We start from the raw sequence: 23,711 nt of genomic DNA, 5'->3' as shown, positions 1-23,711 counted from the left end.
AATCGCTGCATGACAGTCACGGCCCTCGCTCGATTCCGACGATCTCGACGGTATTTAGGTAGTTATCCTCCGTGCAATCGCTGCCGTTTAGGATCAGGAGCCGATCTCGAGGGGCATCGAGCAAGACGCTTCCATTTCCGGGCCCACCGGGACCAAACATGGCGCTCCCGAGGGGGCTTGGTGCGAAGAGCGTGGCAGCGGCGTCGATCGCCCAAGCGTCGAAGCCACACGCATTCGGGGTACGCGTGAACGAGAGAAACGAGCACGAGACCTCGTCCCAGAGGAGCGACGGCGTGGACACGGGGAGAGCAGGTGTTCTGCCTCCCTCGGAACGGGACAAACCTGACCGCCGTGCTACACGGTCGAGGACAAACCGTTCATGCCGAAGCGAATCCGAAGAAACCACACGAGCGAGCAGAAGGCCGCGCTGCTGAAGCGCCACCACGTGGAGAAGGTGCCCGTTTCGAGCCTTTGCGACGAGACGAAGCTGCAGCCGAGCCTCTTCTACACCTGGCAGCGGCAGCTGTTCGAGAACGCGGCCGTCGTGTTCGATGGGCCGCCGAAGGACAAGCCCTCGGCACGCGAGCGTGAGCTCGAAGCGCGCGTCGCGCAGCTGGAGGCCAAGCTCTCGAAGAAGGACGCGGTGATCGCGGAGATCTCCGAGGAATACGTCAAGCTGAAAAAAGAACTTGGGGAGCCCTGACCGGCCGGTGGGTTCCCCACGACACGCGTGACGAGGTCGTCGACTTCGTCCGCGTGTGGGCCGACAAGACGAATATCATCGGGGAGAGCTTCATTCGCTGGCTCGGCGTCGCGCGCAGCAAGTTCTTCGACTGGAAGAAGCGCTACGGTAAGGCGAACGAGCACAATGCAGATGTGCCACGCGACTTCTGGATCGGGCCCGAGGAGCGGCAGAAGGTGCTCGACTTCCACGCAAAGAACCCGCTCGAGGGCTATCGCCGATTGACGTTCATGATGCTGGACCAGGACGTCGTCGCCGTCAGTCCTTCGACCACCTATCGGGTGCTGTCGGCGGCAGGCCGCCTCGACCGCTGGAAGCGGGGCGCGTCGAAGAAGGGCACCGGCTTCGTGCAGCCGCTCAGGCCGCACGAGCACTGGCACATCGATATCGCCTACCTGAACGTAGCTGGCACGTTCTATTACCTGTGCTCGCTGCTCGACGGCGCCAGCCGCGCGATCGTCCATTGGGAGATTCGCGAAGCGATGACCGAGTTGGATGTCGAGTGCATCGCACAGCGTGCGCGCGAGAAGTACCCTGACGAAAGGCCACGCATCATCTCGGACAACGGCCCGCAGTTCATCGCGAAGGACTTCAAGGAGTTCATCCGAATCGCGGGCATGACGCACGTGCGCATCTCGGTCAACTACCCCCAGTCGAATGGCAAGATCGAGCGCTGGCACAGGACGCTGAAGAGCGACGCGATTCGGGTGACGCCGCCGTCATCGCTCGCGGATGCCCGCCGCATCGTCGGGCGCTTCGTCGACCATTACAACGGCGTGCGCTTGCACAGCGCCATCGGGTACATCACACCGAACGACGCGCTCGCGGGCCGAGCCGATATCATCTGGGCCGCACGTGACACGAAGCTCGAGGCAGCTCGTGAGGCGCGGCGGCAGCGTCGCCTGGCAGCGAGGGCGGCTGCGCATCCGGAGCTCCGAGCCCCCGCCGGAGGCTCCGTCTGCCCATCGCCCGCATAATCGCGGAGCCGCCGCGCGCAGCAAAGGGCAATCTCGCGCCCGGAGCCACCCGCAGCCGCGGCGAGATGCTCGGGGCTGCGCCGGGCAGCAACCGCGGCCGCCTGGAAGCCAAACCCGGCGAGGATGGCGAGGACGCGAGTTGCCCAACGCGAGCACGGTGGCACTCTCGGTGGCGCGTGGGCCTCGCGAATTCAGGCCGCTTGTGACTTGCCTTGGAGAGGTTTTACTTTACTATACCGGGACCGCATCCTGTTCACGGGGAACCAGTACACAGGGAGCGTCCCCGCCAAACTTATCCATGACGTGGGGTTTTGAAGGTCGAGCGTCCACACGCCAGCCGGCCCAGACTTCCCGCTCCGGACCATCACCATCCGATCGAGCGCGGGATCATAAGCCATTTGCCGCGATTCGCCCAGTTGCGGCGCTGGCGGACCGGCTTCCCCCGGAACGAGCGTTGACCAACTCTCGGCGCCTGGCCGAAGGTCGAGCGCGTAGGTCCCGCGGTAGGCGAGCGTGAGCGCTGGATCGTCTGCATGGATGAACGCTGCAACGAGGGCCCTTTTGCCGATTGGATCGTACGCGGCGGTGGGAGCCGAGGCAGAGCCGATCGGGAACTCGGGGAGTTGATCGATGATCGCCGCATCCCCTTCGACACGTACGGCGAAGACCTGCGCCAGATCAGCGGCGCCTCCCGTGCCGCCGATGACGACGGCGCGTTCATTTTCGGGATCCCATATCGCCGCGGCGAACGTGGGCACCTCGACCGAATCGCCTTTGAGGGACAGGACGTGGTGCTCGAGCGAGGCGAGGTCCAGCGCCGAGATCTGTTTCGCAGGACCACCGCCCTTCAGCGCGATGCCGCCGATGATGAGCGCGCGGCTCGCTTTGGGATCGAGGACCATGGAGCCCACCGGGGCAGGCGGCGGCGAGAGCTCTTTCCGGTCGATCGACGCGAGCTTCAGAGCCGCACCGGGAGTGCATGCATCGGGGCGAGGGCGAGCCCCGGTGGAAGCCGCTTCGGTGATTTCAACGCTCGGGCCGCAAGCCAAGATGCCCATGGAAAGCGCGAGGAGGGCCGTCTTTTTCACCCGATCGACAATATACGTTTTCAAGGCGGCGACAAGGGGCGGAGCTTGTGCGGAGTCCGGACGCGGAAGCGAGGTCAACGCTCCCGCTGGTCGATTCGTCGACATGCTCAGCTTCGACGGGCGATAGCGCAGCTTCGAAACGGTACACAATCAGATTTCCTTTGCCGCTTCCGCTCCCCCCACTTCCGGCTACGATGCCCGCATGTCCCCGCCCGCCCCCCTGCCGCCCCTCGCTCCCGGCGCCCTTCCCCTCGCCGGCCACATCATCGCCTACCGCCAGGATCCTCTCGGCTTCCTCATGAACCTCGCCGCGCGCGGCCGCATCGTCGGCATGCGCCTCGGCCCCATCGAAGCCTTCCTCCTCCGCGAGCCCGAGGACATCGAACGTGTCCTCGTCTCCGAGCACCGCCGCTTCTGGAAAGACCGCATGACCCGCGGCCTCGGCCGTGTCCTCGGCGATGGCCTCCTCACCAGTGAAGGCGACATCTGGCTCCGCCACCGCCGCCTCCTCGCGCCCGCGTTCCACCGCGAGCGCATCGCCGCCTACGGCAACGACATGGCCCTCGCGGCCGACCGCTTTGCCCGCTCCCTCCAGCCGGGCGAAGTCCGCGACATCCATGCCGACATGATGCGCCTCACCCTCGAAATCGTCGCCAAGGCCCTCTTTGACAGCGATGTCGGCCCGCGCGCGGCCGATGTCGCCCGCGCCCTTCATGTCGTCGTCGATCGATTCGGCGACGGCTCGATCACCCTCTTCCCCTGGCTCGAACACCTCCCCTTGCCCGACAACCGCCGCTCCCGCGACGCCATTGCCGTTCTCGACGACGTCTTGCTCGGCGTCGTCCGCGCGCGGCGGGCGCGCGGCGGCGGCGGCTCCGATCTGCTCTCCATGCTCCTCGCGGCCGAGGATGACGCGGGCCGTGGCCTCTCCGATCGCGAGATGCGCGACGAGCTCATGACCCTCTTCCTCGCGGGCCACGAGACCACCGCCCTCGCCCTCTCCTACGCGTTCGTCCAGCTCTCGAAACACCCCGACGTCGAGGCGCGCCTCCGCGCCGAGAGCGACGCCGTCCTCGGCGACGCCCTCCCGACCACGGAGCACCTCGCGCGCCTCCCGTTTGCCCGCGCCGTCATCCTCGAAACGTTGCGCCTGTATCCGCCGGCCTGGGCCATCGGCCGCGAGGCCATCGAAGAGACCTCCCTCGCCGGCTACCGCATCCCCAAGGGCACCCAGCTCTGGATCAGCCAGTGGGTCAACCACCGCGACGCCCGGTATTTCCCCGAACCCGAGCGCTTCCTCCCCGAACGCTGGCTCGGCGGCCTCGAACGTTCGCTCCCTCGCTTCGCGTATTATCCCTTCGGCGGCGGACCTCGCATCTGCATCGGCAACCAGTTCTCCCTCCTCGAAGCCACCATCGTCCTCGCCACGATCCTTCGCCGCGTCCGCGTCCGCCTCCTCGAACGGCGCCCGCTCTCGCTCATGCCGATGATCACCCTCCGCCCCCAGGGCCCCGTCGTCGTCGCGTACGAGCCAGCGCCGAAGCCCGAGCTACTTCGCGCGCCCGTTGCGGCCGCGCCCTGACGCCACCTCGTCCACCGCTTCCAGGAGCGGCTCGAGCCCCACCGGCTTGTGCAGCACGCGCGTCGGGCCGAGCGCCATGAGCGGCTCGACCGCGCGTGACCCCGCCGCCGTCATCAGCACGACCGGCACCTCCGCGAGCGACGGATCGGCCCGCTGCGCGCGGCGAAATTGCTCCCCGTTCATCACCGGCATCATCAGGTCGAGCAGGATCACGTCCGGCAGCGGCCCGTCGTGCAGCCGCGTCAGCGCCTCGGCGCCGTTCGCGGCTTCCAGGACGGAGTACCCTTCCTCTGCGAGGACCATCGTCACGGTTCGGCGAAGATCCTCGTCGTCGTCCACCACCAGCACGCGGCGCTCACGCCCCGGCAACGCCCTGGCCCTCCCCCTCGGGCGTGGCGCGCCGGGCGAGAGGCAGGCACACCGTGAACGTCGCGCCTTGCCCCTCGGTCGAGGCGACCGACACGTGGCCGCCCATTTGCTCCACGAACTGCCGCACGATCCACAACCCGAGGCCAAAGCCGCCGTAATGGCTCGCCGACACCGCTCGCTCGAACCGCTCGAAGATCCGCGCCTGCGCCTCCGCCGGAATGCCGATGCCCCGATCCCTCACCACGAGCTCGGCCTCGCGCCGGCCCCTCCTCACCTCGATCGTCACCGGCCGCCCCGCGCCGTACTTGATCGCGTTCGTCAGCAGGTTCGTCACCACCTGATCGAGCCGCCCCTCGTCCCATTGCCCCACGACGTCCGGCTCCGTCCGCACCTCCAGCGTCGAGCCCGCCGCCGCGGCCTGCATGGAAAGCCGCTCGGCCACCCGACGCACGAGCGCCCCGAGATCCGTCTCCGCGAACGAAAGCGAGAGCTTGCCCGAGGAAAGCTGCGAGACGTCGAGGAGCTGATCCACGAGCGCCGCGCTCCGCTCCACCTGCCGCATCGCCATCTCGATCCGCGGCATCGCGTCCGCCCGGCTGAGCCCGCTCTCCCCGCCCCGCGCCGCGGCGCGCTGCAGCGCCTCCAGCGTCAGCCGCAGCGTCGCGATCGGCGTGCGCAGCTCGTGCGACGCGACCGAGAGGAAATCGTCCCGCGCGCGCAGGGCGGCCCGCAGATCGGTCGCGAGCCGCGCGAGATCCGCCGCTTGCCCGAGCACGATGCTCACCACCGCCGCGCGCAGCGCGCTCGCGGCCTCGATCTCCCACGGCTTCCAGGGCTCCGCGCACCCCTTCACCGTCTGCCGCCAGACCTCGAACGAGCGGCGCGGCTCGATCCGCATCGTGTTCGGATCCCGCGACACCGGCTTCCGCGGATCACCGGCCCACGAGATCGTCCGCTCGATCTCCGGCCGGAACCACATCGACATCGTCCGCCCCTCCGGGCTGAACGACGTCACGAGCAGCCCGCTCGCCACGGGCGCGAGCGCGCGCGCGAGGGGCAGCTCCGCTCCGAGCGCGTCCGTCACGAAGATCGGCTCCTTCATCGTCTCCCGCAGCCACGCCACGATCCTCCGCACGTCCTCCGCCGCGGGCGTCACGCCGGCCGTCGCCACCTGCGCCTCGTCCACCACGGCCACGCCCGTCGCCTCGACGAACCCGAGCAGCGACGAGACCTGCCCGAGCAGGCCCCTCTCGGCCTCGCCTTTTGCGGTTGCGCGGTGGGTCGCCGCGCCGAGCTGCGCCGCGACCCGCTCGACGTAGCGCTGTGCCAGCGTGCTCGCGCGGACCGATTGCTCTGCCGCTTCTTTCTGATCAAGCATCTCCATCTGGAACGACGCCACGCGCCCGAGCACCTCGCACACGCCACGCAGCGATGGCACGAGCAGCCGGGGCGCGCGGTGATGACACGCGACGAGCCCGAACAGCGCTCCATCGCGGAGGAGCGAGATCGACATCGACGCGCTCACGCCCATGTTGCGGAGGTACTGCACATGCACGGGCGAGACGCTGCGCAGCCAGGCGTCGCTCAGATCGAGCGGGCGGCCCGTCCGCGGGTTGTCCGGCGGCACGAGGGGCGAAGGGATCGCCTCCACGTCCCGGATGCACCGGACGAGGTTTTTCGTGTACAGCCGGCGCGCCTGGGCGGGGATGTCCGAGGCCGGGTAGTGCTGCCCCAGGTACGGCTCGAGCTCCGGCTCGCGCGCCTCGGCGACCACCTCGCCGTGCTGGTCCTCGTGGAACCGGTAGACCATCACCCGGTCGTAGCCCGTGAGGACCTTGACCTCGTTCGCCACGCTGCGGAGCAGGTCGACGACCGTCCGCGCGCCCGAGAGCCGCGCGAGGAGCACCTGCAGCGTGCCTGCGATCCGGTTCTCCTCGGGTGGCCCCGACGCCTCCAGCTCGAGCACCACGAGCCCCTCCGAGCGGTAGAGCATCGCCGTGAAGGCGAGCCCTGCGAAGCGCAGGAAGAGCGGGCTCTCCTTGCGGAGCGAGGGTTGCCGCAGGGCTCGTTCGAACTGATCCCACGACCCCGGATCGAGGAAGGCCCGCAGGGGCTGACCGAGGAGCGCGCGCGCGTCCACGCCGACGAGGGCGCGGGTGTTCTCGCTTGCTTGCACCACCCGCAGATCGTCCTCGCGCACGGCGAGCAGCGCGCCGTGCGGCTGCACGGAGCCCGGGACGTGGATCGGCTCCCGCGCGCACTCCTCGAGCGCCTCGGCGCTGATGTCGAGCGCCGCGGCGCCGATGTCGACCTCGCTCGTCGCCACGGCTTCCGACCCCCCTGTCGAACCCCTGCCTCGCCGAGGAAGCAACACCGGGGCCCGCCGCCACGCGCGGGCGTCCCCGGCCGCGTTTTTCGGATGCGAACATTCTCGCGGCGGCTCCGGCCGTGTCATACCGTGGGCCCATGAGCCGGGTCGTCCTGCACGTCGACATGGATGCGTTTTACGCCTCCGTCGAGCAGCGGGACGATCCACGCCTCCGCGGCCGCCCCGTCATCGTCGGCGGCCACCCGCGCCGCGGCGTCGTCCTCGCCGCCTCCTACGAGGTCCGCCGCTTCGGCGTCCGCAGCGCCATGCCCATGGCCCGCGCGCTCGTCCTCGCGCCCTCCGCCGTCGTCGTCCCCCCACGTTTTGCCGCGTACGTCGAGGCGAGCGAGCAGATCCACGCCATCTTCGAGTCCGTCACGCCGCTCGTCGAGCCCCTCTCGCTCGACGAGGCCTTCCTCGACGTCACGGCCTCCCGCGCGCTCTTCGGCACCGGCGAGGCCATCGCCACGGACATCCGCGCGCGTATCGCCGACGAAGTGCACCTCCCCGCCTCGGCCGGCGTCGCCTCCTCGAAGCTCGTCGCAAAGATCGCCTCCGACCTCGCCAAACCAAACGGCCAGCGAATCGTCGCGCCCGAGGACACGACGCACTTCCTCGCGCCCCTGCCCGTCTCGCGCCTTTGGGGCGTCGGGCCGAAGACCGAGGAGATCCTGCGCGCGCAGGGCTTGCACACCATCGGCGACGTCGCTGCGCGGGATCCCGTCTCGCTCGGGGTCCTGCTCGGCAAGCTCGGCCCGCACATCCACGCCCTCGCGACCGGGCACGGCGACGATCGCCCCGTCGTCCCGGACCGCGAGCAAAAATCCCTCGGCGCCGAGGACACCTTCGAGGAGGACCTCCAGGGCGCCCCCGCCCTCGCCCCGCACGTCCACGCCCAGGCCTTGCGCGTGGGCCGCCGCCTGCGCCGCGCAGGCCTCGTGGCGCGGGTGGTGGTCCTGAAGATCAAGCTCTCGGACCACACCCTCGTCACGCGCCGGACCACGCTCGACGAGCCCACCGACGACGGAACGCTCCTTCACCGCGCAGCCCTCGCGCTCCTCGACGGCCTGCCCCTGTCCCGCCGCGTCCGCCTCACGGGCGTCTCGGCCCAGGAGCTCAGCCGCGGCGGGGGCCAGCTCCCGCTCTTCGACCAGGGCGCGCAGCGCTCGAAGCGCCTCAACCAGGTCCTCGACCGCATCGCCGACCGCTTCGGCCCCGCCGCCGTCATCCCAGCCGACGTCGCAGGCCTCGGCCAAGGCAGCGGCGCAGACGACGAGGCCCGACGGAAAATCGGCGCCGCGCGCTTCGACGCGCCCTCCCCCATCTCCCCCTCCCGGCGGGAGAGGGGCCGCGGGTGAGGGTCGGCAAGCCCTCTTGTCATTCCCGCGCAAAGCTACTAAGGCGAGCGCATGTCGGCCGAGACCCTCGATGTTTCCCGCGGCGCGCGCCGGACGTTCGTCTCCTCGCGCCTCGGATCGCTCCTCGCCGTGGCGCCCCTCGGCGTCTGGACCGTGAACCACGTGTGGGACAACCTCGCGGCCTTCCAAGGCGCCGAGGCATGGCAGACGTCGGTCACCCAGCATGCGCACCCCGTCGCGCACGGGATCACGCTCCTCGTCGTCCTGTTGCCCCTCGTGATTCACACGGTGTGGGGCCTCGGCCGGCTGAAGAGCATGCGCCCAAACAACGAGCGCTACGGCTACTTCGCCAACCTCCGGTACATCCTCCAGCGCGCAAGCGCCGTCGGCGTGCTCTTCTTCCTCGGCGCGCACATCTGGCTGGCGATGCTCCGTCCGCGCCTGCTGCTCGGCCACGCCGAGGCCTTCTCGGACATCTCGCACGAGATGCACCACCACATGCCGACGCTCGTGGTCTACATCCTCGGCACCCTCGGCGTCGCCTACCACCTCGCAAATGGCATCGGCACCTTCGCGATGGGCTGGGGCCTCGCCGCAAGCCGCAAGTCGATCCGCACGATCGAGCGTCTCTCCTACGCCTTCTTCGTCGTCCTGCTCGCCATGTCCTGGGGCGCCATCTACGCCCTCTGGCGCGCCGGCGCCTGATTGAGGCCGCCGCGCCGGGGCGCTGCCCCGGACCCCGCGGGGGCTGTCCGCCCCTCGACCCGGACCAGGCACGGCCTGGACCGGGGGTTGAAAAACTGCGCTCCGCGCAGTTTTTCAAACGGGCCGATGAAGAAGCCGGGTCGCCAGCCGAACCAGCCGCGCGGCTGTCTTGGTGGGCAGGGTCGCTGCCGGTCTTGACCGGGCCTGTTCGATGAACTGCGCGGAGCGCAGTTCATCGAGCTTGGGTCCAGCCCCTGGCTGGTCCGGGGTGGAGGGGGCGGATAGCCCCCTCCTGGGGCCTGGGGCAACGCCCCAGCTCTGCGCCGCTCCCGCTGCGAAAATCCACCTGTTGTCTTCGGCTTGACCGCTCCGTTAGGGTGGTCTCGCCATGCCCATCCATTCCCTTGGCGCCCGCGCGCCGCGCTTTTTCTTCGCCTTCGCCCTCGCTCTCGCCGGTTGCGGCGGGGATGAGGAGACGCCCGTCTTCACCGCGCCTGACCGCGCTGAGGGGGCCCGTGCGCCTCTCACGGCCCCGTGTGGCGACCCGGACGAGCTTCGGTGCCTCTTGCCCTGGCCCTCCAGCGCCCACCTCGCCAAGGACGCCTCCACGGCTACGGGCGTCCGCCTCCACGTCGAGGCCGAGAGCCTCCCTGTCGACGACGATCCTCGCTCCCTCGCCCTTGCTGACGGCTTTTCCCGCGTAACTCCGCTCGCCGTGGGGTTTGCCGGCCCCGTCGCTGTGCCCGCCGCGGCCTCCCCCACCGAGGGACCCGTCCGCCTCCTCCTCGCGCAGCACGACCATGCGCGCCGCGGCGAAGCCGTCCCCGTGCGCCTCTCCACGATTCCGGGCGAGGATCCGGCCACCGAGACGCTCCTCCTCGGCTACCCCTTGCGCCCGCTCGAACCCGGCGCCGATTACGTGGCCGTCGTCCTCGACGACCTCAAAATGGAGGACGGCGCCGCCATTGCGCCGACGCACCAAACCCGCGTCGCGCTTGGCCTCGCCACCCCGACCTCGCAGGCCGAGGCCGACCTCCGCGCCTACCACGCGCCCACCCGGAAACTCCTCGCGGAGGCGGGCATCGATCCGGCGCGTGTCCTTCGTGTCTTCGATTTCACGACCCGCTCCGGCGACGACGCTACGAAGCGCCTCACGGCCATGCGCAAGGGCGCCATCGAGGCCGTCTCCCAGGGCAAGGTCACCATCGAAATCGACTCCGTTTCGTGGGATCCGAATGCGGCCGTCGCGGCCGTCGTGCGGGGCCGGCTCGTCGGGCTCCCGTCGTTCCTCGAAGACGACCGTGATCTTTTGGTCGACGAGGCCGGCAATGTCGTCGCCAAGGGCACGCACGAGGCGCCCTTCCGCGTCATGGTCCCGGCCGGCACGGGCAATTACCGGTTCGTCATGTTCGGCCACGGCATGGGCGGCGACGTCGACGACAGCTCGTTCGACCAGGAGCTCGGCCTGAATGGCACGGGCAAGGTCGGCATTCGCTTCGACGGCTGGACCGGCGACGACGTCATCGAGACGTTCGTCGGGATGACGCGTATGGCCGAGGCCACGCACCGCTCCACGGCGCGGCTCATGCAGGCCATCGCCGACGGCGCGGCCGTGCAGGCGGCGATGAAGACGACGCTCGGCGAGCTGCTCTCGGGCCCCACCTTCGACGGCGGGGCGAACCCGCTCATCGGCCGAAAGCCCGACAGCAGCACCCCGGTCTGGGCCGGCGGGTCGCTCGGCGGCACGCTCGGCCTCGTCTACGCTTCCGTCGACCCCGACATGCATTACGGCGTCCTCAACGTCCCAGGCGCTGGCTGGACCCATTTCATCCCCGGCTCGAACGTGTACTCCACGGTCCGAGGCCTCCTGCGCACGACGTACGGCGGCGACCTCGACGTCGGGTTTGCGCTCGCGCTCAGCCAATCGAACTGGGACGAGGTCGACGGATCGAGCTGGGCGGACCGCATGCCCGAAGAGCCGACGGCGTACTTGATTCAGGAGAGCATGGGCGACCCGATCTTGCCGAACGAGGGCACCGCCTTGCTTTCGGTCGCGGTCGGCGCGGGCCAGGTCGGCGCGGTCTTGAGCCCGATCCTCGGCGTCGAGACGGCCTCCGAGATCGTCGGCAAGAGCGGCCTCACGCAATACAGGACGGCGGACAAGGATGCGTATGACATCCACGGCTTTGCCGCGACGGGCGGCCCGGCCGGGGACGCGGCGCGCCAGCAGATCACGGCGTACCTGAAATCGGTCTGGGCCGGCGCGCCGAAGATCACCGTGCCCGAAGGCTGCGCGGGCGGGAACTGCGACTTTACGAAGTGATCACTTGACGACGAGCTTCCCCGCCTTCGTGAGACAGCTAAATGTCTCGTCGTTTGGCGGGGTCCCGTCGTCTCGGCAGGGCGGGGGCACGTCGAACTCCTCGCCGACCGGCGCTTTTGGATACCAGCAGACGCCGTCGAGGTGACGGACGAGATACTGTTCGTTGTCCTGCGTGGTCGTCTCGATCTCCCAATCGGTCGAATCGTACACGATGACCGAGCCCTTCTCGCAGATCCACTCGGCCTTTTCGACGTGCTCCTTTTTCCAGATGGGAGCTGGCTTGTTGCCCTTCGCGGGCATGCGGTCACAGGGCACGATCTGGCGGGCGCCGTCGAATCTCTGCGCGGACATGCTGCCGATGTTCCGGAGGGGCATGATGGTCGTGGTCCACTCCGTCCCGGGGTGCTGCTCGCCGGCGCGCACGTAGAGCGAGGCATATCCACATGCCTGCTCGGTCGATCCCTTCTTGCGGATGGCGTCCCGCATCTTCCCGCAGTTCCGCTCGGCCTCCTCGACCTTTATCGGCCCCTCGACCGTGTCGACGGTCCACCCTTCCTCCAGGGTCCCGTGGCTGGCATCGGAGCAGGCCTGCGCCTCGACGAGGGCATTGAAGTACGCCTCCATCGAGTCGAAGTCCTTCTTCGACGCCTCGACGGTGGCATTGTACTTCTTCGCGAAGTCTGCGCGCCACGCCTTGCCCTCGTCCGTATCCGCGCCATTGGAGTCCGTCACGGCGGCGATCAGCGCTCCACAGCCGAGCTGCCCTGCACACGCGAGCAAAAGGAACAGCGGCCCGAGGAGGCCGCTCCTCCGCGTCGAGATGGTCGTTTTCATCAGGTTCACCAGAAGGTTGCACGGCCAGACGAGACACACGTCAGCCCGTTGACGCTGTGGCGTCTATCACGCGCCTGCTGGCGGATCAATCATTGCGGTGGGGCGTGTTGCTGCTCGGGTCAACCTTATGGGGGCCGCGGAGCACAAGACCGCAAACGATCCTGCCAGCAGCGACTGCGGCGCTGCGGGCTCAACGGGCAGTGTGCCCGTTGCCAGCTTGGAACCCACCTCGATGGTCTTGCCACGGGCCCGTTGGAAGAACTGCGCATCGCGCAGTTCTTCCACCTTCGGTCCAGGCCGTGCCTGGTCCGGGCCTTTGGGCGGATAGCCCCCGCGGGGTCCGGGGCAGCGCCCCGGCGCGACGACCAAGCCAAAAACCACGTCCGGATCACCCCGCCTCCCGAGCGCTCGCACACCCACAGGATGACCTTCCCTCCGAAGCACGCTCGATCGGGCATCGGTCCTGAACGCCATCCTCCCCGCGTCCCACCGCTCGCACGCCGGTGTGATCTCATCCCTCCCGACGTGCGAGCGATCGTACATGCGCCATGACGGCGACCACCCCGACGCCCGATCGATCGCACGCGGGGGTGGTCGCCATGCTCCCCGATGTCCGATCGATCGGCCCCGGAGGTCATCGTCATCTCTCCGCTGTGCGATCGCTCGGACCCGGCGGGGATCGTCAGGGCATGCCTTCCGGAGCGGGCTCGGCCGTGGAGGCGTGTTTGCTCGCGAGCGCGTCCGCGCGCATCTGGCCGAGCTGGTCGATGAAGCCAAAGACCTGCGCGTCCAGGTCCCTCGGCAGGGCCGGGTTCACGGCGATCTCGTCTCCGAGCGCGCCCCGGAAGCGGCCGAGCACTGCCAGGGTCGCCGTGCGGATCCGGCCGGCGTCGCGCCGCGCGCCCGTGTCCGCGTCGGCCCGCTGGCTGAGCAGCGCGCCGATTTGCTCGGCGGCCCCCACGTACCCTTCCACCCAATCGAGGAGCGTGCGCCCATCGGCGACGGGAATGAGCTGCAAATCTGCCTTCAGGGACTCGAGCCGCTTCCGGTTCTCGATCGCGGCGTGGACCTCCTTCACGTACGTCGCCTGGAGATCATCGAGCTGCGGAATGAACGCCGCCCGCACCCGCTCGATCGCGGTCCGCACGTGCGGCGGGGCCTTGGGCCAGCGGCCATAGGCCTCCGTGAGGTGCCAGATCGCCGCGCCGAAACCGTCGTGCATGTCGTCGGCCTCCGCGATCGCTTCGGCGAGCGGCTTGCCCCCCGTCAGGGCGACCGGGAGCGCGTCGATCTGCTGCTTCTTCGCGAGGAGAATGGGCTCGTACGTCTTGCCCGCGCCCGACTGGACCAGCGCCGCATGACGTTCCCCGAACAGATCCGCGAACGCGACCTTGAGGGCCGCGAGGGAGAGGTATCTCATGAAAGCGGACGGTACAGCCGGTGAGCCGGAAAACGCAAGAGGGACCGCAAAGGCCCTCGTCGAGGGGAAGCCGCGGAGCTGGGGCGTTGCCCCAGACCCCAGGAGGGGGCTGTCCGCCCAGGAACCGCCCCCCAACAAATCCGAGACCTTACCCCCCGCTCGCACGCTTTCCGGAACGATTCAGGAGGGAAGCGGGCAGCGGGGGGAAGACCTCGCCCACGTTCCGCCCCATGAGCTGGGCCTCATCGAAGTAGACGTCCGTGGTCTCCTGCTTCTGATGGCCAAGGATCCGGCGTAGCTCGATCGCCCCGTAGCGTCCCGACCGCGCCGCTCACGTCGCGCCCGTCGCTCGCAAGCCGTGCATGGTCAACGGGATGTGCATCCTCGTTCGCTGGCGCAGGTCCGGGCGCGTCAGCCCCGCGCGGTCGAGGTACTTACGGAACGCGTCTGACGCCTTGTAGACGTTGATCGGACAGATGAGCCCGCTCCCGCCCGCTTCATCGATCATCACATACAAGAGCGGGATCACTCGTCCTTCACCAGAAGGCCGTGCAGCCTATCATGCCACCACCGGTACAGCGTCCCGGCGCAGACGCCCACGTCAGACGGTCCGGACGGTGCCGCCGTCGATGATGAACTCGGCGCCGTGGATCGCGGCGGCGCGATCCGAGGCCAAGTAGGCAATGAGATCGGCAACCTCTTCGGGCTCGGCTGCACGCCCGATCGGGATACCGCCCAGAGCATCAAGGACTACTTGCCGCGCCTCCTCGACCGTGCCGCCATTGGCGGCCTGCAGACGCTTCAGAAGGTCGACGGACGACTCGGTCATGATCCAGCCGGGGGAGACGGCGTTGACCCGCACGCCCTTCGGCCCCAGCTCTTTGGAGATCGACTTGCTGTAGGTCCTGAGCGCGGCCTTTGCGGCGGCGTAGGCAGTGGTCGATTCGGGAAGCGGCAGGATGGATTGGATAGAGGTGATATGCACAATCGCGCCGGCACCCCGTTCCATCATCTGCGGAGCCAAGAGGCGATCAAGGCGGACCGTGGCCATGAGGTTCAGGTTCAGTTCGGCGAGCCAGTGATCGTCCGTCAGCGCGAGAAAGCCGCCGCCCGGCGAGGCCGAGCCACCGATCACGTGGGCGAGGATGTCGACGCCGCCCATACGCTCGAGCGCCGCCTTGGCCAGGGTCTCGCCGCCTTCGGCCGTCGTCAGATCCGCGCGGACGAACTCGACGCCGTCGATGGGCTCCAGGGTTCCGCGGGCTGCAGTGATAACCCGGGCGCCCCCGGCCAGGAAGCGGTCGACGGTGGCGCGGCCCAGACCCTTGCTGCCGCCGCTGACGAGCACACGTTTTCCAGCGAACTCCGCGGGATTCGCTTTGATGTTCATATCGTGATCCTCAGTGCTTTGATGGCGTCGTTTTCGAGCGTGAAGCGATAGGTGAAGCGGATCGGGCTGCCCTTGAAGTCGCCATGGGCAAGACCTTCGACCACGACCTGACCGTCCTCGTGGCGAACGGCATCCGGCGTGAAGATCGCCTTGACGGCGATCACCTCGTCTTCAAACAAGGTTCGCAGCTCTGCGTGGCCCTCGTGACGTTTTCCGTTGTCCGAGAGGACCGCATCGGCGGCAAAAGGCTTCAGCATGCCGTCCACATCGAGTTGTGCGTTTGCCTCGACATAGGCGGCTATGGGTTTGGGGAGTGCGGGCGTCATGAGTGTTCTCCTCTGCGTTGTTCGCTTCAGAGACACTAGCTCGCCAAACAAAAAAGAGAACGCGCGGAATCGTGCATGCTATAGTTAGCCAGGCTAAACAATGCGTGACGACCTATCCGGGCTTCGGGCCCTCCTCTGCGTGGCCGAAAAGCGGAGCTTCCGGGCGGCGGCCGCCGAGCTGGGGGTGACGCCATCTGCCGTTAGTCAGATCGTTCGCGCCCTCGAAGAGCGCGTCGGTGTGCGCCTGGTTCAACGAACCACACGCAACGTCGGTTTGACCGAGGCCGGTGAGCACTTCATCGGGCAGCTCAGGCCTGCATTCGACGGCATCGACGCCGCGTTCGAGTCGCTCATGGCCATGAACGGACGCCCATCGGGTCTGTTGCGCCTGACGATGCTCCGAACCGGCTACAACGACGTCATCAAGCCGAAGCTCGCGGCCTTTCTCGCCGCGTACCCCGACATCCGAATCGACATCTGTCTCCAGGAGGCGCTGTCGAACATCGTAGTCGAAGGCTTCGACGCGGGGATTCGCCTCGGCCACAGCCTCGATCGCGAGATGATCGCTGTTCGCGTTAGCCCGGACCAGCGCCTCGTGGTCGTCGGCTCACCGGACTACTTCGCGCGCCGAGGCAAGCCCACGCATCCGCGCGAGCTTCACGGGCACGAGTGCATTGGTCTGCGCATGTCGACGGGCGCAGTCGCCCGGTGGAAGTTCGTCGAGGGCGACAAGGAGTTCGAGCTGGTCGTCGACGGCCGCGTCGTGACCAACGACGGATCGGTATTGGTAGACGCCGCCGTCGAGGGCGTCGGACTCGCCTACGTCTTCGAAGACATGGTGAGCGGGCTCGTGTCCGAGAAGCGACTCGTGCGGGTGCTCGATGGGTATTGCCCGCACATCCCGGGCTATTTCCTCTACTACCCGAGCCGGCTGAACCTCGCCCCCAAGCTCAAGGTGCTAATCGAATTTCTAAAGATAGGTAGAAGGCGCGGCAAAAAGTACGCGTGACGGGGACCGTCGCGGCAAGGCGCGACCCGCATCGGCGCCACGCCCGACCCGGGACTCGCGAGACGGTATCCCCTGCATGAACCCCGTCGTGGCGGGACGCCTCCGCGGCGCGCATGCTCGCGGGCGTGGAGGTCACTCAGCCCGTCGTAGCCTGCTGTTCCGCCAGGGGCTGGACCCAAGCTCGAGGAACTGCGCGATGCGCAGTTCCTCGAACAGGCCCGGGTCAAGACCAGCAACGACGTTGCCCGCCGAGACAGCCGCGCTGCGGGTTCGGCTGGCAACCCGGGGTCTTCGTGGGCCTGTTTGAAAAACTGCGCGGAGCGCAGTTTTTCAACCCTCGGTCCAGGGCCGTGCCCTGGTCCGGGGTCGAGGGGGCGGACAGCCCCCCGCGGGGTCCGGGGCGGCGCCCCGGCGCAACGACTTCAATGGGAACCAATGCTGGGCACTGCTGTTACCACGCGACGCGTTAACAATCGCTAACGGGAACACAACAACACCTTTACCAGGTTGGCGCAGGGTCGTCACATGACGATGCTTTGGCCTGGCTTACGACGAGATCCGCGGAAAAAAACTTCAATGCGGCGGGCCGCTCGCACCCTCGCTGGGCTGATTTGTTTGCCTCTCGTCGCCTGCTCGACCTCCGGCGAAACCCCGGATGGGAGCGGCGGCCAGGGCGGTGGAGGCGGCGCGCCGCCGGATGCGGAGCCTGGTGACTCCTCCATCCTTATCGGCGCCTTCCAGGTGCGCCTCGTCCCGCCCGTCCCCGCGACCGACAATACGCCGGCGACGCCGGGGAGCACGGCGGTGCTTGGCAAGGTGTATGACGGGCCCACGCCTTCGCAGGTGATATGGGAGGAGGCTGCCAAGGAGGGCGCTTGCAAGCTCTCCACGCCGCGGGTTCCTTTTTGCAGCACGCCTTGTGGAGGAAGCGCTGCCTGCGTGGAGGACGACACCTGCCAGGCGTACCCGATCGCGCACAGCGCGGGGAAAATCACGGTCAAGGGCCTGCACACCGAATCCGGCGACGATGGCTTCAGCATGGATCCCGTGGTGAATGCTTATCAGCCTCCTGCGAGCGTCAAGCTCCCCTTCCCTGCGTTTGCCGAGGGGGAGGCGCTCACGTTCCAGGCGAGCGGCGATTACTACAGCTCCTTCACGCTCGAAGGCACCGGCATCGCCCCGCTCGTGCTCGCCGGCGAGACGCTCACGCTCGAATCCGGCAAACCCATCGCGCTCACCTGGACCCCGCCCGCGAAGGCCGGTAGCTCTCGTATCTACGTAAAACTCGACATCAGCCACCACGGCGGCACGAAGGGCATGATCGAGTGCGACGCGGACGACACGGGTTCTCTGGAGATTTCTGCGGCGCTCGTGGGAAAACTCCTCGATCTCGGCGTCGCGGGGTTCCCTTCGATTGTCGTCGTTCGAAAAACGACGGGCGGGGCGACCATCAAGGAGGGGCGCATCGACCTCGTCGTCTCCTCGTCGCTCGAAGAGGCTGTGCAGATCCCGGGGCTCACGTCCTGCTTCAGCGACGTCGATTGCCCGAACGGTCAGGTCTGCCAGGCGGATCTCACCTGCAAATGAAATGAATTCCCTCTGGATGCCGCGCATCCGAGGAAGGAGCTGGGACGAATCCAGCGGGCTCTAGAAAGGAGCTTGTCATGAACGCACACCGATTTGCGCTGCCCCTCTTGGGCGGCGTGGTGCTCTCGTTTGTCATGGGTTGCGGCAGCAGCAATGGGGATCTCGGGCTCGGGAACGGCGGCTCCGGGAGCAGCTCGTCCTCCGCGTCGGGGGGAAGCGGCGGCTCGGCCGGCACGGGCGGTACGGGCGGCGAAGGCTCGGGCGGCAATGGGGGCGGCAATGGCGGGAGCGGCGGCGACGCGGGCGCAGGCGGCGGCACGACGGAAAAGTTCAGCTTTTTCGTGACGAGCCTCCGTGCGTTGCAGGAGCTCTCGGGCAACCCGGAGGGGTTTGGCGGCGACCTCCGCTTCGGCGAGACGGGCGCGGGCGCGGGGCTGCGCGGCGCGGACAAGATCTGCGCGACGATCGCCGAAACGAGCATGCCGGGCGCGGGGCAAAAGCCGTGGCGCGCCTTTTTGAGCGCCACGGCCGGCGAGGACGGCCAGCAGGTCAACGCGCGGGATCGTATCGGGGAAGGCCCCTGGTACGACCGGCTCGGGCGATTGCTCGCGGCGAACAAGACCGATCTCCTGAAGGAGCGCCCCGCGGGGGCCGACGCGGCCATCATCAATGATTTCCCGAACGAGGACGGCGTCCCGAACCACCAGCCGGATCCGAACCAGCCGCAGGTCGACAACCACGACATGCTCACCGGGACGAACGACGAGGGCGCGCTCTTCAGCGCGACCGCGACGTGCAAGGACTGGACGAGCAACCTCGGGGATCTGGCGAGCGAAGGCCGGCCGCGCGTGGGGCATTCGTGGCCGCGGTTCGGCGGCGGCGGCGGCGGCGGACCGGGCGGCGGCGATGGAAGCGCCGCGAACTGGATGTCCTCGCTCAATGAATCTGGCTGCGCGCCGGGTGTGAACCTCATCGAAATGGGCGGACCCCAGCCGGGCTCGGTCACCGTCGGCTCCGGCGGCGGGTACGGCGGCTTCTATTGCTTCTCGCTGGTCCCCTGAACGCTGCAGGCTCGACTTCGGCTTTCTTTGGAGGAAAACATGTCCTTGCACAAACGCGCCGTCACGGCGCTGGGTCTCGTTTTGTCCGTCGCCGCGATGCCGATGGCATGCAGCGACACGGCGGCGCCCGCGGGCCCCGTGTTCGAATGCCAGCTCCCGAGCGGCAGCGAATCCCCGGACTTCTTGCAGACGATCGGCTGCAACGGGGATTTTCAGGCCCTCGCCTCGGAGCCCCTGCGCGCCGATCTGCCGGGCGCGCGCTCGGTCAAGGTCGTCCTGGACCAGGCGGACGGCAATGCGCTCTACTTCCAGAACAGCGTCCTCTACAAGATCCATTACGAGTTCGCCTCGAAGCACCTCTCGGGCAATGACCTCCCGCTCGTGCCCGAGCTGTCGAGCTTCAACGCGACCGAGTACTACACGCCCGACCGCCGCTTCCTGCTCGGTGCCGTGACCTACTACGAAGGCCCGAAGGTATGGGCGCTCGAAATCGCCCCGTACGACACGGCGTCGGCGGCCATGATCACGACGCTCTACAAGAAGGTCGCGGCGTCGGCCTATTTCGGCGGGAGCCTGTTCTTCCACCCGACGTCGGACGCGGTGACCGTGGAGGCCGACAAGCTCGGCGCCGACGTCCCCGTGAAGACCACGGACGAGCTTTATGCGGCCATCGATTACCAGCCCCTCTCGCTCGGCTCGGCCATGGGGCGGCTCCGCTTCCTGAAGGCCGCGGATCTCGAGGACGAATACGTCTCCCACGAGGACATCGTGGTCCTCGACGAGGCGCCGAACGACATCTCGGTCATCCAGGGCCTCGTGACGGAAGAATTCCAGACGCCGCTCTCTCACGTCAATGTGCTCTCGCAGAATCGAGGCACGCCGAACATGGGGCTACGTCATGCGATGACGAATCCCGCGCTGCGGGCCCTCGAAGGCAAATTGGTCGAGCTCACGGTGGGCTCCTCCACGTGGAGCGTCCGCGAGGTCACGCTCGAAGAGGCGCAAGCCTTCTGGGACGCGCACAAGCCCGAGCCCGTCGTGCTCCCGACGCTTGATCTCTCGGTCACGGGCCTGTGGGACCTCGAGGACGTGACGCCCGAGCCGGCGGCCGGCGGCTCGCTGCGCGACGCCATCAAAAAATCGGTGCTCGCGTTCGGCGGGAAGGCGGCGCATTACTCGATCCTCACGCGGACCGAGAACGTCCCGATCCAGAAGGCCTTCGCGATCCCGGTCCATTACTACGACCAGTTCATGCAGCAGAACGGGTTCTACGACCAGATCGACGCGCTGCTCGCGGATTCGACGTTCCAGGCCGACGCGGCCGTCCGGGATCAGAAGCTCAAGGACCTGCGCAAGGCGATGGAGGCGGCTCCCGTCGACGCCGCGTTCCAGACGTTGCTGAAGGACAAGATCGCGGCCGACTACGGGACGCACAAGATGCGCTTCCGCACGAGCACGAACAGCGAGGATCTCGAAGGGTTCCCCTGCGCCGGCTGCTACGAGTCGCATACGGGAGACCCCACGGACTGGGCCGACGTGCTCGACGCCATTCGCGAGACCTACGCGAGCGCCTGGCTCTTCCGCACGTTCGAGGAGCGCAGCTATTACGGCATCGATCACAAATCGATCGGGATGGCCCTGCTCGTGCACCACAACTTCCCGGACGAGGAGGCGAACGGCGTGGCCGTCACGGCGAATCCGTTCGACGAAGCGGGGGTCGATCCCGCGTTCTACGTGAACGTCCAGTACGGCGGCGACGTGGAGGTCGTGGCCCCGCCGCCCGGCGTGACCAGCGACCAGTTTCTCTATTACTTCACGCAGCCGAACCAGCCGATCACGTACCTGACGCATTCGAGCTTGCTGGCGGAGGGCGAGCGTGTCCTCACGACGGCGCAGATCCATTCGCTCGGCGTGGCCCTCGACGCCATCCATGCGCGCTTCTCCCCCGCGTATGGGCCGGCCGCGGGGAACAAGGGCTGGTATGCGATGGATATCGAGTTCAAGTTCGACGACGAGGCCGCCCCTGGCCAGACGCCCACGCTCTACATCAAGCAAGCCCGCCCCTACCCCGGCCGCGGGAGCGAGTGAGCGGCGACGTTCCCGACGCCCGCGTGATTCGCCCGCTTAACAATCGCACACGATCCTGTAACACCTGCGCCGCAGTCCCGACATAGAGTCCACTCGAACCTTGAACTTGGGGAGTGACGATGAGAATGCGGTTCCTGCATTGTGTTCTGCCGTTCGCGGCGCTGGCGGCCCTTGCGATCCAGGGGTGCGGCGGAAGTGATCCCAGCACCGAGACGGGCGCGGGCGCGGGAGGCAGCGGCGGCGCGGGCGGCAGCGGCGGCGAGGGCGGCGGTGGAAACGGCGGCGAGGGCGGCAGCGGATCGGAGGATCCCGATTATGCGGCCGCCTTCCCGCAAGATCGGGTTCCCCGCATCGACATCACCATCTCGCCCGAGAACTGGGCGGCGATGGTCGCCGACATGACCGACATGCTCGGCACGTTCGGCGAAGGCATGGGCATGGGCGGGCCGGGGGGGCCGGGCGGGCTACCGCCGGAGCTCGCCGAGGCTTGCAATGGGCTCGCGGCCGGGGATGCGTGCACGGTCACGCTCAATGGCGTCGAGTCCCAGGGGACGTGCACGGATGCCATGGGCAGCCTGCTTTGCTTCCCGGCCGGCGGCCCGGGCGGCCCCGGCGGGCCCGGCGGACCGGGCGGCGAAGGGGGCGTCGACCTGCTCCCCCGCACGCCCATTTACGTCGAGTGTGACGTCAAGACCGAGGATCGGAGCTGGCAGCACGTCGGGATCCGCTTCAAGGGCAATTCGAGCCTGGCCATGAGCTGGCAGGGGGGCGTCTGGAAGCTGCCGCTGCGCTTCAACTGGGACAAGTACGAGGACACCTATCCGGAGACGAAGAACCAGCGGTTCTACGGCTTCGACGCGCTGAGTTTCTCGAACTCCGCGAGCGATGCGTCGCTCATGCGCGACAAGATCGGCACCGAGGTCTTCGTGAACGCGGGGATCCCGGCGCCCGCGACCGCGTTTTACCGCGTGTTCATCGATCACGGTGAGGGCGTGAAGTATTTCGGGCTGTACACGGGGATCGAGCTGCCCTCGGACGAATCGTTCATGGATACGCATTTCGGCGGCCACAAGGGCAACCTGTACAAGCCCGACGGCGCAGGCGCGCGCTGGCAGACCTTGGACACCGAAACGCTCGGGAAGGAAAACAACGAGGACGAGGCCGATTTTTCGGACGCGCAGGCGCTCTTCGACGCGCTGCACGCCGACAAGACCGACGCCGCCGCCTGGCGCGCCGGCCTCGAAGCCCGGCTCGACGTCGATGGGTTCCTCCATTGGCTCGCGCTGAACGCAGTGATCGAGGATTGGGACCAGTACGGCCGCATGCCGCACAATTACTACATGTACGCCGATCCGAAGAAGGACGCGCAATTCACGTGGATCCCCTGGGACCACAGCTTCGCGTTCCCCGCCTCGTCGGGCGGAGGGTTCGGCGGGCAGGCCATGTCGCTCGCGATGTCCGAGATCACCGAGCAATGGCCGCTCATCCGGTACCTGCTCGACGATCCGGTGTACCTCGAGAAATATCGCGGCTACGTCGCACTCGCGGTCGAGAAGGACTACGAGGCCGCGGGCATGGAAGCGCGGTTCAAGGCCGCCCACGACCTCATCGCGCCCTACGTCGTCGGCGCGGAGGGCGAGCAGCCGGGGTATACGTTCCTCGCGTCGCCTGCCGCATTCGACGAGGGCCTCGCCGGGGTGATCGCCCACGCGAAGGAGCGCCCGGCCGACGTGGCCACGTTCCTCGGACCGTGATCGCATAGGACCTCTCGCCAACGCTTGCCACGAGGAACACGCTGCCGATGGAATGGCTTGAACCGCTGACCCAGGGGGACGCATTCGAATGGCGCAAGGCGCTCATCTCCCTCTTGCTCGCCTTTGGGCTCGGCCAGGCCATCGCGGTCGTTTACATGGCGACCTTCCGGGGCCTCTCGTACTCGCGGTCCACGGTGCACGGAATGGCCATGGGCAGCGTGATCACGTGCATGTTGATGCTCGCGGTGGGCAGTAGCATCGCCGCGGGCATCGGCATGGCGGGGGGGCTCTCGGCGGTCCGGTTCCGCACGTCGCTCCGGGATCCGCGCGACATCATCTTCATCTTCGCGGCCCTGGGCGTGGGGATGGCGAGCGGCGCGCAGGCCCACGGCGCGGCGATCCTGGGCACGATCATCTTCGCGATCGGATTCGTGCTGCTTCATTTCACCGGGTATGGCGCGCGCCATCAGCCCGACGGACTCCTCCGCTTCGCCGCGCCCGCCGGGCCCGAGGCGGAGGAGGCCATCATGAAGATCCTGCGATCGCATTGCCGGTCCTTCGCGCTCGTCACGCTGCGCGAGGCGGCGCAAGGGACGATCATGGAGCACGCGTACCAGATCAGCGTCCGCGCGCCGGATCTGCGCGGGCCGCTCGTCTCGAATCTGAAGGCCATTCCGGGGGTGCAGGACGTCGCCTTGCTGCTGCAGGAGCCGACGCTGGATCTGTAGCC

General features: G+C 68.0%; 20 protein-coding genes. 12 read left to right on the top strand and 8 right to left on the bottom strand.

Going from position 1 to position 23,711, the window contains the following annotated elements; genetic code table 11:
* Nucleotides 1-379: 379 nt before the first annotated feature.
* Together POL67_RS27305 and POL67_RS27300 are read left to right on the top strand one after the other, a co-directional pair.
* The gene (locus POL67_RS27305; RefSeq protein ID WP_271917931.1) at nt 380-703 is read left to right on the top strand and encodes a transposase; all 324 of its coding nucleotides are present in this window, start codon (nt 380-382) and stop codon (nt 701-703) included.
* A 53-nt stretch (nt 704-756) separates the two neighbouring features.
* Nucleotides 757-1,719 carry a DDE-type integrase/transposase/recombinase gene (locus POL67_RS27300; protein WP_271920392.1) on the top strand — a complete coding sequence of 321 codons (963 nt, stop codon included), beginning with the start codon at nt 757-759 and terminating at the stop codon, nt 1,717-1,719.
* Between the two features lie 191 nt (nt 1,720-1,910).
* Here the strand turns inward: POL67_RS27300 and POL67_RS27295 are convergent, their stop codons facing one another.
* Nucleotides 1,911-2,831, bottom strand: a complete 921-nt coding sequence (locus tag POL67_RS27295) for a hypothetical protein (RefSeq protein WP_271922215.1) — start codon at nt 2,829-2,831, stop codon at nt 1,911-1,913.
* A gap of 178 nt (nt 2,832-3,009) precedes the next feature.
* Here POL67_RS27295 and POL67_RS27290 point away from each other — a divergent pair, with 178 nt between their 5' ends.
* Nucleotides 3,010-4,389: a cytochrome P450 gene (locus POL67_RS27290; RefSeq protein ID WP_271922213.1), complete on the top strand. Its 1,380-nt coding sequence runs from the start codon at nt 3,010-3,012 to the stop codon at nt 4,387-4,389.
* Here POL67_RS27290 and POL67_RS27285 read toward each other — a convergent pair.
* Together POL67_RS27285 and POL67_RS27280 are read right to left on the bottom strand one after the other, a co-directional pair.
* Nucleotides 4,357-4,728 carry a response regulator gene (locus tag POL67_RS27285; protein WP_308789592.1) on the bottom strand — a complete coding sequence of 124 codons (372 nt, stop codon included), beginning with the start codon at nt 4,726-4,728 and terminating at the stop codon, nt 4,357-4,359. The genes POL67_RS27290 and POL67_RS27285 overlap by 33 nt on opposite strands.
* 16 nt (nt 4,729-4,744) lie before the next feature.
* The gene (locus POL67_RS27280; protein ID WP_271922209.1) at nt 4,745-7,084 is read right to left on the bottom strand and encodes an ATP-binding protein; all 2,340 of its coding nucleotides are present in this window, start codon (nt 7,082-7,084) and stop codon (nt 4,745-4,747) included.
* A gap of 140 nt (nt 7,085-7,224) precedes the next feature.
* On the opposite strand from POL67_RS27280, the gene dinB reads away from it, so the two are divergent.
* From dinB to POL67_RS27265, 3 genes are all read left to right on the top strand, one after another.
* Nucleotides 7,225-8,484 carry a DNA polymerase IV gene (dinB, locus tag POL67_RS27275; RefSeq protein ID WP_271922207.1) on the top strand — a complete coding sequence of 420 codons (1,260 nt, stop codon included), beginning with the start codon at nt 7,225-7,227 and terminating at the stop codon, nt 8,482-8,484.
* Between the two features lie 51 nt (nt 8,485-8,535).
* Entirely contained in the window at nt 8,536-9,189 is a 654-nt protein-coding gene (locus POL67_RS27270; protein WP_271922205.1) for a succinate dehydrogenase/fumarate reductase transmembrane subunit, read from the top strand.
* 388 nt (nt 9,190-9,577) lie between these two features.
* The gene (locus tag POL67_RS27265) at nt 9,578-11,512 is read left to right on the top strand and encodes a hypothetical protein (RefSeq protein WP_271922203.1); all 1,935 of its coding nucleotides are present in this window, start codon (nt 9,578-9,580) and stop codon (nt 11,510-11,512) included.
* Here POL67_RS27265 and POL67_RS27260 read toward each other — a convergent pair whose 3' ends face one another.
* The 5 genes from POL67_RS27260 to POL67_RS27240 form a co-directional block, all read right to left on the bottom strand.
* Nucleotides 11,513-12,346: a hypothetical protein gene (locus POL67_RS27260; protein WP_271922201.1), complete on the bottom strand. Its 834-nt coding sequence runs from the start codon at nt 12,344-12,346 to the stop codon at nt 11,513-11,515.
* Nucleotides 12,347-13,028: 682 nt separating this feature from the next.
* Nucleotides 13,029-13,766 carry a hypothetical protein gene (locus POL67_RS27255; RefSeq protein ID WP_271922199.1) on the bottom strand — a complete coding sequence of 246 codons (738 nt, stop codon included), beginning with the start codon at nt 13,764-13,766 and terminating at the stop codon, nt 13,029-13,031.
* Between the two features lie 331 nt (nt 13,767-14,097).
* Nucleotides 14,098-14,295, bottom strand: a complete 198-nt coding sequence (locus tag POL67_RS27250) for a hypothetical protein (protein WP_271922197.1) — start codon at nt 14,293-14,295, stop codon at nt 14,098-14,100.
* 72 nt (nt 14,296-14,367) lie between these two features.
* Nucleotides 14,368-15,156, bottom strand: coding sequence for an SDR family oxidoreductase (locus POL67_RS27245; protein ID WP_271922195.1), 789 nt, complete (start codon nt 15,154-15,156; stop codon nt 14,368-14,370).
* Nucleotides 15,153-15,482, bottom strand: coding sequence for a nuclear transport factor 2 family protein (locus tag POL67_RS27240; RefSeq protein WP_271922193.1), 330 nt, complete (start codon nt 15,480-15,482; stop codon nt 15,153-15,155). Before POL67_RS27240 ends, POL67_RS27245 begins: the two co-directional genes overlap by 4 nt.
* Before the next feature lie 100 nt (nt 15,483-15,582).
* Here POL67_RS27240 and POL67_RS27235 point away from each other — a divergent pair, with 100 nt between their 5' ends.
* The 6 genes from POL67_RS27235 to POL67_RS27210 all read left to right on the top strand — a co-directional run bounded on the left by POL67_RS27235 (nt 15,583) and on the right by POL67_RS27210 (nt 23,709).
* Complete coding sequence (locus POL67_RS27235; protein WP_271922191.1) at nt 15,583-16,491, top strand: LysR family transcriptional regulator; 909 nt, start codon at nt 15,583-15,585, stop codon at nt 16,489-16,491.
* Between the two features lie 615 nt (nt 16,492-17,106).
* The gene (locus tag POL67_RS27230) at nt 17,107-18,078 is read left to right on the top strand and encodes a hypothetical protein (protein ID WP_271922189.1); all 972 of its coding nucleotides are present in this window, start codon (nt 17,107-17,109) and stop codon (nt 18,076-18,078) included.
* Nucleotides 18,079-18,155: 77 nt separating this feature from the next.
* The gene (locus POL67_RS27225) at nt 18,156-19,139 is read left to right on the top strand and encodes a hypothetical protein (RefSeq protein WP_271922186.1); all 984 of its coding nucleotides are present in this window, start codon (nt 18,156-18,158) and stop codon (nt 19,137-19,139) included.
* 39 nt (nt 19,140-19,178) lie between these two features.
* Nucleotides 19,179-21,227: a PEP/pyruvate-binding domain-containing protein gene (locus POL67_RS27220; protein WP_271922184.1), complete on the top strand. Its 2,049-nt coding sequence runs from the start codon at nt 19,179-19,181 to the stop codon at nt 21,225-21,227.
* Between the two features lie 119 nt (nt 21,228-21,346).
* Entirely contained in the window at nt 21,347-22,981 is a 1,635-nt protein-coding gene (locus POL67_RS27215) for a CotH kinase family protein (protein ID WP_271922182.1), read from the top strand.
* 47 nt (nt 22,982-23,028) lie between these two features.
* Entirely contained in the window at nt 23,029-23,709 is a 681-nt protein-coding gene (locus tag POL67_RS27210) for a DUF4956 domain-containing protein (protein ID WP_271922180.1), read from the top strand.
* The last annotated feature ends 2 nt before the right edge of the window (nt 23,710-23,711 follow it).

This window comes from Polyangium mundeleinium (genome assembly GCF_028369105.1).
Taxonomy (GTDB): domain Bacteria; phylum Myxococcota_A; class Polyangia; order Polyangiales; family Polyangiaceae; genus Polyangium; species Polyangium mundeleinium.
The sequence above is the reverse complement of the archived record's forward strand: the minus strand, read 5'-3'. Positions and strand labels throughout refer to the sequence as shown.

What these genes read in the sequence shown, in the direction of transcription:
- POL67_RS27305 (WP_271917931.1), top strand. Translation starts at nt 380, where the DNA reads ATGCCGAAGCGAATCCGAAGAAACCACACGAGCGAGCAGAAGGCCGCG.
- POL67_RS27290 (WP_271922213.1), top strand. Translation starts at nt 3,010, where the DNA reads ATGTCCCCGCCCGCCCCCCTGCCGCCCCTCGCTCCCGGCGCCCTTCCC.
- dinB (WP_271922207.1), top strand. Translation starts at nt 7,225, where the DNA reads ATGAGCCGGGTCGTCCTGCACGTCGACATGGATGCGTTTTACGCCTCC.
- POL67_RS27270 (WP_271922205.1), top strand. Translation starts at nt 8,536, where the DNA reads ATGTCGGCCGAGACCCTCGATGTTTCCCGCGGCGCGCGCCGGACGTTC.
- POL67_RS27265 (WP_271922203.1), top strand. Translation starts at nt 9,578, where the DNA reads ATGCCCATCCATTCCCTTGGCGCCCGCGCGCCGCGCTTTTTCTTCGCC.
- POL67_RS27260 (WP_271922201.1), bottom strand. Translation starts at nt 12,346, where the DNA reads ATGAAAACGACCATCTCGACGCGGAGGAGCGGCCTCCTCGGGCCGCTG.
- POL67_RS27255 (WP_271922199.1), bottom strand. Translation starts at nt 13,766, where the DNA reads ATGAGATACCTCTCCCTCGCGGCCCTCAAGGTCGCGTTCGCGGATCTG.
- POL67_RS27245 (WP_271922195.1), bottom strand. Translation starts at nt 15,156, where the DNA reads ATGAACATCAAAGCGAATCCCGCGGAGTTCGCTGGAAAACGTGTGCTC.
- POL67_RS27240 (WP_271922193.1), bottom strand. Translation starts at nt 15,482, where the DNA reads ATGACGCCCGCACTCCCCAAACCCATAGCCGCCTATGTCGAGGCAAAC.
- POL67_RS27235 (WP_271922191.1), top strand. Translation starts at nt 15,583, where the DNA reads ATGCGTGACGACCTATCCGGGCTTCGGGCCCTCCTCTGCGTGGCCGAA.
- POL67_RS27225 (WP_271922186.1), top strand. Translation starts at nt 18,156, where the DNA reads ATGAACGCACACCGATTTGCGCTGCCCCTCTTGGGCGGCGTGGTGCTC.
- POL67_RS27220 (WP_271922184.1), top strand. Translation starts at nt 19,179, where the DNA reads ATGTCCTTGCACAAACGCGCCGTCACGGCGCTGGGTCTCGTTTTGTCC.
- POL67_RS27215 (WP_271922182.1), top strand. Translation starts at nt 21,347, where the DNA reads ATGAGAATGCGGTTCCTGCATTGTGTTCTGCCGTTCGCGGCGCTGGCG.
- POL67_RS27210 (WP_271922180.1), top strand. Translation starts at nt 23,029, where the DNA reads ATGGAATGGCTTGAACCGCTGACCCAGGGGGACGCATTCGAATGGCGC.